The following is a 12,180-nucleotide window of genomic DNA, read 5'->3' on the forward strand; positions in this document are numbered from 1 at the left end:
ATCCCAATCAGAACAAAAACTGCAAAGATGATCACAGAAAAAATAAGGATAGCAATGGTAATGGATACAATTCTATTAAAGCACACTCTAGATTCAAAAAATTGAACAATAGGATAGATAAGTACACTTAATATAATGGCAAAAGCTAATGGAATTAAAAAGTCTTGCAAAATGTAAGATAAAAAAACAATGGAGATGAAACTCAATAAATCCAATGCAATATGATTTTTATTAACTGATGTATTCATAAAAAATGTAACTTATATTAAAAAAACTGTCTATAGAAATAAATCCTATAAATATAAGATTAAATTTCTGGATAGACAGTCATTTTTGTGCTCTTGGGCAATCAATTACAAATCAGCAATCCATTTAGTGATTTCATCTTTCGATTTACCGATTTTCTTTTGGATTTTCCCAAAAAGCTCATCTTCTTTGCCTTCTTCGTATAACAAATCGTCATCAGTTAAGTCAGCATATTCTTGTTTCAATTTTCCTTTAATTTCGTTCCAATTTCCTTTAATTTCTGTAGTATTCATAATTTCTAATTTTTAATATTAATTATTGTTTTTATTTTTCGTATTTGCGTAACATCCATGATTGTGATTCATGTTTTTGTAAAAGTGCGGTCATGAAATCAGCAGTTCCAAAATCATTAGTGTCATCAGTAACTTTTATAAAATCTCTTAATTGTTTAAGAACAATTTCATGATCTGCTAATAGCTCTTTAATCATTGCCTTTTGGTCAATATTTGCTGGGTTTTCCTTTAGATTGGAATGCTCAACAAATTCTTTCATTGTACCAATCGCATTTCCTCCTAGTTTACTAATGCGTTCCGCAACTTCATCAATGATGTGTTCTAACTCTGTATATTGTGCTTCAAATAATTTATGTAACTCCATAAAACTATTACCAGATACATTCCAATGAAATTTTCTAGTTTTAACATAAAGTACCATTTCGTCAGCTAAAACAATGGTTAAACGGTCAATGCTTGCTTCTAAATCTTTTTTTGTGATTCCTACTTTAGGTTCCATATCTTGTTGTTTTTTTATTGTTTAAAATCTTCTTTACAAAGATATAGAGCGTACAAAGAAAGACTCTTATACAATTTTTTAGGATTATTATAAAATTCCAAGTTTTTTAAAATTCTAGTTTGTAAATTTGCTTCCAGAATCAATCTACACATGACAACACAAGCACTTTACGACCAAATTCAACTTAAAAAATCTTTTCTATGCGTAGGCTTAGATGTGGATTTAAATAAAATCCCAGAACATTTATTAGCCCTTGAAGACCCTATCTTTGAATTTAATAAAGCAATAATTGATGCGACACATGATTTGTGCGTTTCGTATAAACCTAATACGGCTTTTTTTGAAGCGTATGGAATTAAAGGTTGGATGTCTTTACAAAAAACCATCAATTATATTAACGAAAACTACCCCAATATTTTTACTATTGCAGATGCAAAAAGAGGTGATATAGGGAATACTTCTTCAATGTATGCCAAAGCTTTTTTTGAAGATTTAAACTTTGATAGTGTAACCGTGGCACCTTATATGGGGAAAGATTCGGTGGAGCCGTTTTTGGCTTTTGAAAATAAACATACTATTATGCTGGCTTTAACTTCTAATGAAGGGGCTTTTGATTTTCAGACTTTGAATGTTGGCGGAAAAGAATTATACAAACAAGTTTTAGAAACGTCTAAAACATGGAAAAATAGCCATAACCTAATGTATGTAGTTGGCGCTACTAAAGCCGAATATTTTACAGAAATTCGAAAAATTGTTCCAGATAGTTTCTTACTAGTTCCAGGAGTAGGAGCACAAGGAGGAAGCCTCTCTGAAGTATGTAAATACGGAATGAATGATAAAGTAGGATTGTTAATTAACTCATCTCGCGGGATTATATATGCATCAAAAGGAACTGATTTTGCTGAAAAAGCAAGAGTAGAAGCTTTGAAAATGCAACAGGAAATGGCGGCGTTGTTAGTTTAATTTGAAAATAAAATAAGTTATTTGTTAGGAGTTAAGGGTTATGTAGTGTATAAAATCATAGCTATTAACACTTAATACATAACTCTTAACCAATACTTTCCACTTGAAACAAACAGACCAACTCGGAACGACACATACCTTTGAAACTACGCCACAGCGTATCATTTCACTGGTTCCTTCGCAAACAGAATTACTGTATGATTTAGGTTTAGAAATTAATATTATTGGGATTACCAAGTTTTGTGTTCATCCCTATCATTTGAAATCGACCAAAATCAAAGTAGGAGGAACTAAGAAAATTCATTTTGAGAAAATCAGGCTTTTGGAACCAGATATTATCATTTGCAACAAAGAAGAAAATACCAAAGAAATTGTCGAGCAGTTAAGCCAAATCTGTCCGGTTTGGGTAACAGATATTCATACTATTGAAGATAATTTGAAAATGATATCCGACTTTGGACAATTGTTCAATCGCCGTACCGAAGCACGTAAATGGAACGACAAATTGGCTTTTGCCTTGAGCGATTTTAAACAATTTATAAAGGATAAACCGATTAAGAAAGTCGCTTATTTTATTTGGAAAAATCCTTATATGGTAGCTGGATCTGAAAATTACATCAATGAATTGTTACAGCTCAATCGTTTCAAAAATGTATATGACGCAATTCCAAGGTATCCTGAAATAGCATTGGAAAACCTTCAAGAAGAACACCAGCCTGATTTGCTATTGTTGTCCTCAGAACCTTATCCCTTCAAAAAAGAAGAGGCTTATGAAATGCAACCTTTGGTTCCAAAATCTCAAATTATTTTAGTCGATGGTGAAATGTTCTCTTGGTACGGAACCCGTCTTTTAAAAGCGTTTACTTACTTTAAAATGCTACACCACAATTTAGAACAATAAGTTTTTCGCTTTCGCAAAAGACGTGTTGGTTCTGATAGTAAAAATTCTAGCTAATAAAAAACCATTAAGAAGTTAAGAATCATTTAGAACAGATTCAATGACTATTAACTTCTTAATGGTTTATCAACAACCCAATGTTTATTTTTAAAACGTATATTCTAACGTTGTATAGAACGTTCTCATGTCTGATGGAATGATTCCAGGTCCTGGGTATCCTGTTGCTCTACGCGTAAAATAACTGTTATTCGTAAAGTTAGTGATCCCTGCTTCTAGCTTGAAATGACTCCATTTGTATGACGTAGAAAGATCCGCTACGTAATAAGCAGGAATTTGTCCAAAGATACCATAGGTGTTATCATTAAGGTCTGTTTTGCTATTGTTTGCATCTGTATATTGTGAAGACACATAGGTGAACTGGATGCTTGATAAAAAGTTTTTATACCCTAAACTAGTACCCGTTTTGAAATTAAAAAATGGTACAAATTCCACTTTGTTTCCTTCAATATTAGGGGCATTTGATTTCAAATATTTAGAGTCGGTTACAGCGATATTTGAAAAGGCATTCCAAATAAAATTGTCATTGTCTTGAAAGAATGTTTTACTCAAACTCCAATCAAACATTGTTTCAAATCCATAGGTCAAAGCCGTTCCCACATTCGATCGATAACGAACTAATGCTCCAGAACCATTTGGGTTTTTACTTAAATATTCTGCAATCTTGTCGTTGTAATACAAACCATAAACGCTGGTGTCAAAGGTTAGTTTGTCACTTATTTGTCCACGTACTCCAATGTCTGAAGTGTATCCCTTTTCATCTGTAATATTAGGATCAATAGCGATGCTAGGGCTTGCCGTACGGATGTCATTGAAAGTTACTGAGCGGTAATTTTGTGTAACGTTTCCGTAAATTTCAATTTTGTTTACTGGTTTATAGCTCACGCCAACACCTAATAAAACGAAATTACGATCTTTTACAATATTCTCTTCTTTGGTGTCATCCAAAATAATGTTGCCAGCCAAATCTTCATTAATTCTTCGGTAATATCCTTCGGATTGGGTTCTGATTTTTTCATACCTAAAACCAGGTGTAATTGATAAATTTCCGTTGATTTTGAACATATTTTCTCCAAAAATAGCCACATTCAAATTAGGATAGGCATAATCAGATTGGTTTTGGTAGCTTGGGAATTCAGTGGTAGCCAAATTAAAGTTAGCATCACTACTGGAACTTCCAGGACCTTGAATTCCCGTATTTCTAGATTGGTAATATTTTGCTCCAATCAAAAACGCACTCGTATGATTTTTGATTTTATAACGTTTTAGATAACGTGCTTCAGCTCCCCAATTGACAAAATCCCCAATAATTAAATCCCTTACAGTACCATCCGTATCTGGATTTGAAACCCGATTAGAACGATAACCTAATGCCTTACGACTCGCATCTAATCCAAATAATTGCAAAGAGAAATCAGCATTGTGGTCAAAGTGATGTTTGAAATTTAAAGCAAATAAATTCCAATTTACAGCAAACCAGTTACGTGTTCTATTGCTTTGTGTAGGGTCTTCCTTAAACATGACATCAGTTAATCCACCAGCTTGATGTGCTAGGTAATCAAAATGGGTGTAATCAAAATGAATCGAAGTTTTGTCGTTAAATTGATAATTCAAATTAGCAAAAAAGTTCTTGCTTTCGAAATCAGAATTAGGTCTAAAACCATTTCCTTTTTTGTAATTATAAAAAGTATAATAGCTAAATTTTTTATCAGTACCACTTAAAGAAGTGAAATTAGTGAATAAACCATAAGATCCTATCGTATTTCGAGTAGTGACTTCAATTGGCTTTTGAGATGGAGTTTTAATTTTGAAATTAACTAAACCACCAAATTGCGTTCCGTATTGCAAGGCGGCAGCTCCACGAACGATTTGAATCTCTTCCAACGCTTCAGTAGGGGTGGCGTAATAACTTTCAGGATATCCTAACACATCGGCGCTAATGTCATATCCATTTTGACGTGTATTGAAGTTTGATGTTCGGTTTGGATTTAATCCTCGACCACCAATGCTTAATTGTAATCCACCATCATTGCTTTCGTTGATTGTAAGACCTACAACTTGTGAAAATATTTGACGTGCGTTATTAGTAGCCTTGTTAGCTGTTAATTTTGAAATATCAACCACCTCTGTTTTTCGACCTGCAAATATAGATGTTCCTTCAATGTCTTTTAATTTACGAACGGAAAACAATTTTTCATTTTGTTTTCTGATAATTACTTCTGAAAGTTTGTTGATTTTAGGCAATGCTACTGTAAGATGACTACCTGTAGTGATGCTTATTTGTTCAACAATGCTGTACCCTTCTTTGAAAAACACAAAGTCAAAACTACCACTGTTTGGGAAGTTAAATTCAAATTCTCCATTTGTATTAGATGATTGTTTGGTACCCGCTGTTTTGTTGAAAATTTCAACAGCCGACAATTTTTTTCCTTTGCTATCAGTAATTACTCCTGAGATTGTATGTTGTGCCCATCCGTTTATTGATAACAATAAAAGAAAGAACAGACTAAAAACCTTTGATGGTGTCATTAAAGGGAAGTATCCACGTTTTGTGTTTGAAATTTTCATTTTCTTGTGCTAAATTTATTTTTGGGTCTATATATTGTTTGCTTAATCTTCCGTTCAAAGCAACATAACTCTGTACATGAACTTCGGGGTTTTCAAAACCTTGTTTTTGATAGTATTCTTTTAAGAAATGAGCATATTCGAGAATAAAATCCGGTTGAAACGCCATTTGTTTTTCTTGAAATGCTGTTAAGAAATTAGTGTTGTTTACTCGAATACTTTTGTTGTTTTTTACATCGGTTACGGTGAATTCAGCATAACCTGCTTTTTCCATTAACATGACACGCCATGAAAAACGAAAACCTTCCTCAGTCCAAAATAATTCATCGGGATACCCTAAATAACGAAAAGGAAATACCAATTGAAAAACAATAAAAAGGGTTATAAATCCTAGTTTTAGTTGGTTAACGGTGTTGAATTCTTGGGTTTTTTCTTTTTTGTTTTCGAAAACAGTACAGTCTTTCGAAAAAAGAGCAGCAATATAATTCAAGATTTTTTTATGAAAGTTGGCTTCAAAGAAAATCAAACTGCTAATGATCATGACGAAAGGAAAGATGCCAATAGGAAATAAAACTCTAGTTAGCACATGAAAGACAACCACTAGAATAAACCCGAAAACTCTCGTTCTTTTATTTAATAGTAAAAAAACAATTCCGAGGTCATAAAGAGCACCAATCCAGCTAAAAGCATAGTGCATCCAAGTTTGATTCAATAAAGAGCTTAACACTGGAATCTCATTGTTTTCAGGGAGCCAAATTCTCAGAGGCATGGCATCCGCTAACCAGTCTGAATTGAGTTTTGCTAATCCAGCATAAATGTACACAATCGCTAAAAGTAATTTTAGAATATCAGTAGACCAGCGCGGAATGTTTTGAAAACGAATCTTTTCGTTTTTAAAAGCATCAATAGAGAAATAACAATTAGCAGGTAAAAAGATAAGAACAAAACTAATGATACTAATGAAATAGTAATGATTCAGATAGGTTGTTTTGTCCATCAATTCGATATAAGTAAAACTGAGGAAAAAACTAAGAATGGCCCATTTGTATTGATATCCTATGGCTACAAATAATGCAGCAATACCACAAAAAATAAAAAGGAAATAAGTATAAAAGCCAAGAGGTTTTACCCATTCAAAACCATAATAACTAAAATGAAAACTAGGGGAGAGGTAGAGTTTATCAATCCATCCATTAGCCGCAAAACGAATCAAACTCAATAGCATCATTAAACCAAACGCTAGCCTAAAGAAGGCTAGCGTTGCGGCTGAAGTATGTTGTTTGAAATAATTTTGTAACATAAAGTGTTTTGTTATTTAAGTCATTCGACAAAAAATTAATCACCATCACTATCTACATAATCCACGGTGATTTTTAAAGCTTGCATCATGTCAAGTTTTAATAACACTACATTTCGTTGTAATTCATCATAAGCGGTAAGCATCTTAGTGTTATCTGTAGTGATTTGACTAGAAAAATTAGCATTTAAAAGCGCTAATTTAGTATATGAAGTTTCAAATTGTGTATTGATAATTGTGCTTAGATTTTTATTGTCTCTAACAACATTTAGAAAATCTAAATAAGATTTTAAGCTAGGTCCTTCGGTAGTATTATTGAAGTTTTTACCATTGAAAAAATCTTGTGCAGCGTGAACGGCTGTTTCACAAAGTACTTTAGAAGCATCTTTTTTATAGTATCCTTCTACTTTTTCAGGATATAGAGTTCCTGTAGAAAATAACCCAGATGGAATGCCAATTTTCCCAGCACGAGTATCTTTTTCGTAAGTTTTAATATAAGCATTTATAGTAATACTTACAGAACTCGTTACGCTTTTTCCATTATTAGCAATATAAGAGGCTTTGTAACTTCCGTTCCAGTCATTAAGAACAATATCATTATTTGTTTTTAATGCTGTTACTAAATCGCTTATGTATTGTTTGTAATTAGTTGCAGTAGCACCTGTATAAAAAGCTAGAATTTCAACATCCGTAGTGGCCAAACCATTTAATACATAATCTAAAGCTGGAAAACCTTGTTTGCTAAACTGTGAAATAAGTTCAAAATTATATGTTCCTGCTGTGATGTTTGCCTTAATTCCAGCAACATCCGTTGGGTAGGTATTTGTTTTCTCTTTAAAATAAATTTCTTCCGCCTTCCCAAAACCATATTGCTGTACATATTGGTACGCTTTGTATGCTTCTAACCAAGAAGTACGAACTGTTTGAAGGTTTACCTCACTAGGAGTAGTAGTGAAAGTATTAGCATCAGTTATAAGTTTTTGAACTTTTGATTGATAGTTTGTATAACTTGGAATGATGATATTGTTAGCCCAATTCGTTAAAAGTGTTGTTCTGTCATAATTATCGCTTTCTCCTCCTTCATCATTAGATGAACATGCTACTATTAAAGCAATAAGGCTGAATAAAAAAAGTATTTTTTTCATGTCTTAAATTTTTTGCAAAAGTACAAAAAAAGCAAGAACGTTTATTTGTTCTTGCTTTGATTTTATTGATTTAGTTTACGGTGGCTGCTTGTGCTACAGTAAAACCAAATTTAGTAGCGATATCTGTAGATAAGACATCTAGTGTTTTTATGCCTGTAGGTGTGGTTGGGTTTAAATAATCTACATCCCATAAACCGTTTGTTCCAGCTATTAAATCAGCTAATATTTTATCTACTTCCGCTTTAGTAAAGTAAGGAGCATTTGTTTCTGGTTTGTTAGTATAGCGCAAACACATAATAAATCCATAAGCTTCAGAAAGAGCGTGGAATGCTTTAGCACCATTATCAGTTGCAAGTTTACCTTTGCCCTCTTGTAAATAGAATACAGCACGTACTGCAGGGATAAGAGCTAATTTAGCTTTGATGATTTTGATTTGTTCGTTTCTAGTGTTGTAATCATTAGCAATGATGGCTGCTCTACCTTTGATGAATGCATTTTTTATATCAACAGTTACAGTGTTAAAATCTGTATCAGCATTTACTTGGTTGATATAACTATCCCAGTATTTTCCACCACCAGCGCCATAAATATAACCGTAAGCTTCATCCCAAAGATGCTCCATTGTGGTATATGTTTTACTTGCCTCTAATACTTTGTTTGTATTGTTTTCTTTGTTAGTTCCTTCGTCTAGTTTAACTACACTTAAGTAATTATTAAGTACTTGATCCATCAAACAAGCACCCATCATTCCTTTTAATAGAACTTGTTGTGGTTCTAATCCGTTGGTTGCAAATAATCTTTTGCTACTTCCATCAAGATATACACCTGCTACACCTGCTGAAGCATTTCCTCCTACACTAGCAAGGTTGGCACTTGTAAACTGAGATTCAAAGAAGGTTTGAACGGCTAATTTTTCAGTAGTAGAACCTCCACCGCCAAAGTTCACAAAGTAATCTTTAGACGCTGCTGTTTTGTCTTTTAATTGTTTTCCAGATGTGTTTAAGTCTGTAGTTGAAAAACGATCATTAGTATTGGAATACATTTCAGATAACATAGTTACATCGGCTGCTGTTCCGTTTTTTCCAGCATTTCCAATGTATGTTCCTATTTCTCCTAACATTAATAAGCGACTTGTTTGCCCTGAAAAATCAACTGTTGTAGAACCGTTTCTGTTAAATTCATATGTTGTAGGTACTGTGTATCCAGGTTCAGAATCGTTATTTGTACAAGAATTTAAAGCTAAAGAAGCTATTGTTAATGTTGCAAAAAGAAATTTAGTTCGTATCATTTATTGTTTATTTAGAATGAATAAGGATTGTTTTTTTGCAAAGATAGTATCCGATTTTAGAATAGCAAATTTTATTTAGATTATTTATAAATAACTTTTAGACTCTTATTTTTATTTAAAATAATTCTAAATAAAACTTGTCTATTCCTATTTTATCTATTAGGTTTGCACTGTCTATAATTATTCTAAATAAAAATAAAACAATAAAAATGAATAAAACAGTATTTAAAAGTAGTTTGGTAGTGGTAGCTCTAGCATTCTTTATATCGTGTAGTGATAATGATGATAATGCTAACGTTACTAAGAAACAAGTGATTGAAAATTATGCTAGCATTGTCTATGCTAACTATCAAAAAGCGTATGATGATGTGGTTGTATTAGAAACAGCCATTAACACTTTTACAGCAAACCCTTCCCAAACAAATTTTACAACCGCTAAAGATGCTTGGTTAACTGCAAGAGAAAGCTATGGTACGACCGAAGCTTTTAGATTTGCAAATGGCCCTATTGATAATCAAGATGGTCCAGAAGGTTTTATCAACTCTTGGCCATTGGATGAGGGATACATCGATTATGTTGAGGGAAATGCTACTTCAGGAATTATTAATATGTCTGCTGAATTCCCTAGTATAACTAAGGAAGTTTTAGAGGATGAAAATGGTAAAAATGATAACGAAACGTATGTAACTGTAGGATATCATGCTATTGAGTTTTTACTATGGGGACAAGATTTAACGGCTCCATCAGAAAAAAAACCAGGACTAAGGCCTTATACTGATTATCTAATAACGGGAGGAACGGCAAGTAATCAATCTCGAAGAGCGACTTATCTTAAAGTATGTGCTGATTTGCTTTCAGACCATTTACTTTATCTTGTGAACCAATGGAAAATAGGCGGGGTTTATCGTACTACTTTTTTAGGATTGGATGAAAATCAAGCGATAAAAAATATGTATTTAGGAATTACTACTTTGTCTTCTTCTGAATTACCAGTAGAGCGTATGTTAGTAGCTCTTGGAAATCAAAGCCAAGAAGATGAACACTCTTGTTTTAGTGATAATACACATAGAGATATTATTTTAAATTTACAAGGTGTAGTGAATGTGTATCAAGGAAAATACGGATCAATTGATGGGCCTTCTTTAGAAGATTTAGTGCGTCAAGCAGATGCAAGTGTTTTTGCTGCCACTCAATTGATTCTGAATACCGCTCAAAGTGATGCTAGTGCAATTGCAATCCCATTTGATTTTGCAATTTCTGGTGGTGCTAATTCTGTTGAAGGTGCAAAAGTTAAAATTGCTGCTGAGGCAATCAAGAAGTTATCAGTAGATTTATTAGATGGTGCTACTAAAATTGGAATTATAGTTAATAGTTAAAATAAATAAAAGTTGAATCAAAGTGCTTCTAATCAGAGGCACTTTTCCTGTTTATAAATATGAGTAATTATATAAGAATTTTTGTTGTTGTAGTTGTTTTTCAATTAGTAGGTTGTAGTTCTTCTGATGAAGGAGATTATGTTGAATTGAAAGCAGAGGAAGGAGAGCAGTTTTCAGGTGGAGCACTTACTGTATTTAATACATCTGAGGAGGCTTTTGGTTTTTCGGCAGCTAATTTAAGTTTAGATGAAGAGACTGATTTTGGAATCGGAAATTCTTTTTTTAGGCAAAACTGGGTAAGTGCGCCTTCATCCACAACAGCTAGAGATGGAATTGGACCATACTTTAACGCTATTTCGTGTTCCAGTTGTCATTTTAAAGATGGTAGGGGAAGAACACCATTGTTTGATGGAGAAACAGGGCATGGTTTGTTGTTGCGATTGAGTATTCCAGGAGTGGATGCTAATGGAGCCTCTTTGCCTGATCCTATCTATGGCGGACAATTACAAGATAATGCCATATTAGGACAAACAACTCAAGGTGTTTATACGATTACAAATGAAGCTATACAAGAAACTTTTGCGGATGGAACGGTGGTAACATTGCAAAAACCAACTTATCATATTGGGAATTTAGGTTTTGGAGCTTTAGCAACTAATTTACAAGTCTCTCCTAGGATTGCTAATCAAGTGATAGGGTTGGGGCTATTAGAGGCTGTTCCCGAGGCTACTATTCTAGGTTTTATTGCTCAGAATAATAAAAATGGAATATCAGGAAAAGCAAATTATGTATATGATGCGACTTCAAAATCACAAAAATTAGGGCGTTTTGGATGGAAAGCCAATCAGCCAAGTATTCGGCAACAAGCGGCAGGAGCTTTTTCAGGTGATATGGGGATTACAACATCAATATTTCCTTATGAAAACATACCTGCTGGAGTTAATGGAAGTCTTATTCCTAATGGAGGTGATCCTGAAATTTCTGATGATAATTTTGAAAAAGTGGTTTTTTATTCCAGTACTTTAAGTGTGCCTGCCAGACGAAATTACACTGATAAATCGGTTTTGGAAGGAAAGAAAAATTTTGAAACAATTGGTTGTACGAGTTGTCATATTCCTAAAATGACTACGGGATCAACACATTCTATTGCTGTTTTGCGCAATCAAGTCATTCGACCTTATACAGATATGCTCTTACATGATATGGGAGATGAACTTGCAGATAATACTCCTGATTTTTTAGCAACAGGAAAAGAATGGAGAACACCACCTTTATGGGGAATAGGTTTGATTAATACAGTTAATAAGCACACTAATTTATTACATGATGGTAGGGCTAAGAATGTCGAAGAAGCTATTTTGTGGCATGGTGGTGAAGCGGAAATAGCCAAAAATGAATATAAAAAATTGAAAAAAGAACAACGAAACGCAATTTTGGAGTTTATTAATTCATTATAAATGAAAATAACTTTTTTAAAAAGGACACTACGAATCTATTGTAGCGTCCTTTTCTTTTTATAAAAAAAAATTATCGTTAATAGGAAAGTTGTTCTC

General features: G+C 33.2%; 10 protein-coding genes and 1 pseudogene. 4 read left to right on the forward strand and 7 right to left on the reverse strand.

Features of this window, described 5'->3' with window-relative positions:
- The 3 genes and pseudogenes from WBQ70_RS02485 to WBQ70_RS02495 all read right to left on the reverse strand — a co-directional run.
- A pseudogene (locus WBQ70_RS02485) lies at nt 1–248 on the reverse strand (hypothetical protein); the annotation flags it as partial.
- A 105-nt stretch (nt 249–353) separates the two neighbouring features.
- Nucleotides 354–539 carry a CsbD family protein gene (locus tag WBQ70_RS02490; RefSeq protein WP_423910093.1) on the reverse strand — a complete coding sequence of 62 codons (186 nt, stop codon included), beginning with the start codon at nt 537–539 and terminating at the stop codon, nt 354–356.
- A 31-nt stretch (nt 540–570) separates the two neighbouring features.
- On the reverse strand, nt 571–1,038 hold the full coding sequence (locus tag WBQ70_RS02495; RefSeq protein WP_423910095.1) for a Dps family protein: 468 nt from the start codon (nt 1,036–1,038) through the stop codon (nt 571–573).
- Between the two features lie 150 nt (nt 1,039–1,188).
- Between WBQ70_RS02495 and pyrF the strand changes: the two genes are divergently transcribed.
- A complete protein-coding gene (gene pyrF, locus WBQ70_RS02500; RefSeq protein ID WP_423910098.1) occupies nt 1,189–2,001 on the forward strand; it encodes an orotidine-5'-phosphate decarboxylase in 813 nt (270 codons plus the stop codon).
- A 103-nt stretch (nt 2,002–2,104) separates the two neighbouring features.
- On the forward strand, nt 2,105–2,902 hold the full coding sequence (locus tag WBQ70_RS02505) for an ABC transporter substrate-binding protein (protein WP_423910101.1): 798 nt from the start codon (nt 2,105–2,107) through the stop codon (nt 2,900–2,902).
- A 144-nt stretch (nt 2,903–3,046) separates the two neighbouring features.
- Here the strand turns inward: WBQ70_RS02505 and WBQ70_RS02510 are convergent, their stop codons facing one another.
- The 4 genes from WBQ70_RS02510 to WBQ70_RS02525 all read right to left on the reverse strand — a co-directional run bounded on the left by WBQ70_RS02510 (nt 3,047) and on the right by WBQ70_RS02525 (nt 9,251).
- A complete protein-coding gene (locus tag WBQ70_RS02510) occupies nt 3,047–5,524 on the reverse strand; it encodes a TonB-dependent receptor domain-containing protein (protein ID WP_423910104.1) in 2,478 nt (825 codons plus the stop codon).
- The gene (locus tag WBQ70_RS02515; RefSeq protein ID WP_423910107.1) at nt 5,463–6,821 is read right to left on the reverse strand and encodes an HTTM domain-containing protein; all 1,359 of its coding nucleotides are present in this window, start codon (nt 6,819–6,821) and stop codon (nt 5,463–5,465) included. The genes WBQ70_RS02510 and WBQ70_RS02515 overlap by 62 nt, the downstream gene beginning before the upstream one ends.
- Nucleotides 6,822–6,856: 35 nt before the next feature.
- Nucleotides 6,857–7,963: an imelysin family protein gene (locus tag WBQ70_RS02520; protein ID WP_423910110.1), complete on the reverse strand. Its 1,107-nt coding sequence runs from the start codon at nt 7,961–7,963 to the stop codon at nt 6,857–6,859.
- A 70-nt stretch (nt 7,964–8,033) separates the two neighbouring features.
- Entirely contained in the window at nt 8,034–9,251 is a 1,218-nt protein-coding gene (locus WBQ70_RS02525; protein WP_423910112.1) for a DUF4856 domain-containing protein, read from the reverse strand.
- A 209-nt stretch (nt 9,252–9,460) separates the two neighbouring features.
- Here WBQ70_RS02525 and WBQ70_RS02530 point away from each other — a divergent pair, with 209 nt between their 5' ends.
- Both WBQ70_RS02530 and WBQ70_RS02535 read left to right on the forward strand, forming a co-directional pair.
- A complete protein-coding gene (locus tag WBQ70_RS02530; protein WP_423910115.1) occupies nt 9,461–10,627 on the forward strand; it encodes an imelysin family protein in 1,167 nt (388 codons plus the stop codon).
- A gap of 59 nt (nt 10,628–10,686) precedes the next feature.
- The gene (locus WBQ70_RS02535) at nt 10,687–12,084 is read left to right on the forward strand and encodes a di-heme oxidoredictase family protein (RefSeq protein WP_423910118.1); all 1,398 of its coding nucleotides are present in this window, start codon (nt 10,687–10,689) and stop codon (nt 12,082–12,084) included.
- The last annotated feature ends 96 nt before the right edge of the window (nt 12,085–12,180 follow it).

Origin of the sequence: Flavobacterium sp. (assembly GCF_049590715.1) — a bacterium.
In the GTDB taxonomy this organism is placed as follows: Bacteria; Bacteroidota; Bacteroidia; order Flavobacteriales; family Flavobacteriaceae; genus Flavobacterium.

Coding starts and splice junctions, on each gene's coding strand:
- WBQ70_RS02530 (WP_423910115.1), top strand. CDS start 9,461: ATGAATAAAACAGTATTTAAAAGTAGTTTGGTAGTGGTAGCTCTAGCA.
- WBQ70_RS02520 (WP_423910110.1), bottom strand. CDS start 7,963: ATGAAAAAAATACTTTTTTTATTCAGCCTTATTGCTTTAATAGTAGCA.
- WBQ70_RS02525 (WP_423910112.1), bottom strand. CDS start 9,251: ATGATACGAACTAAATTTCTTTTTGCAACATTAACAATAGCTTCTTTA.
- WBQ70_RS02515 (WP_423910107.1), bottom strand. CDS start 6,821: ATGTTACAAAATTATTTCAAACAACATACTTCAGCCGCAACGCTAGCC.
- pyrF (WP_423910098.1), top strand. CDS start 1,189: ATGACAACACAAGCACTTTACGACCAAATTCAACTTAAAAAATCTTTT.
- WBQ70_RS02495 (WP_423910095.1), bottom strand. CDS start 1,038: ATGGAACCTAAAGTAGGAATCACAAAAAAAGATTTAGAAGCAAGCATT.
- WBQ70_RS02535 (WP_423910118.1), top strand. CDS start 10,687: ATGAGTAATTATATAAGAATTTTTGTTGTTGTAGTTGTTTTTCAATTA.
- WBQ70_RS02510 (WP_423910104.1), bottom strand. CDS start 5,524: ATGAAAATTTCAAACACAAAACGTGGATACTTCCCTTTAATGACACCA.
- WBQ70_RS02490 (WP_423910093.1), bottom strand. CDS start 539: ATGAATACTACAGAAATTAAAGGAAATTGGAACGAAATTAAAGGAAAA.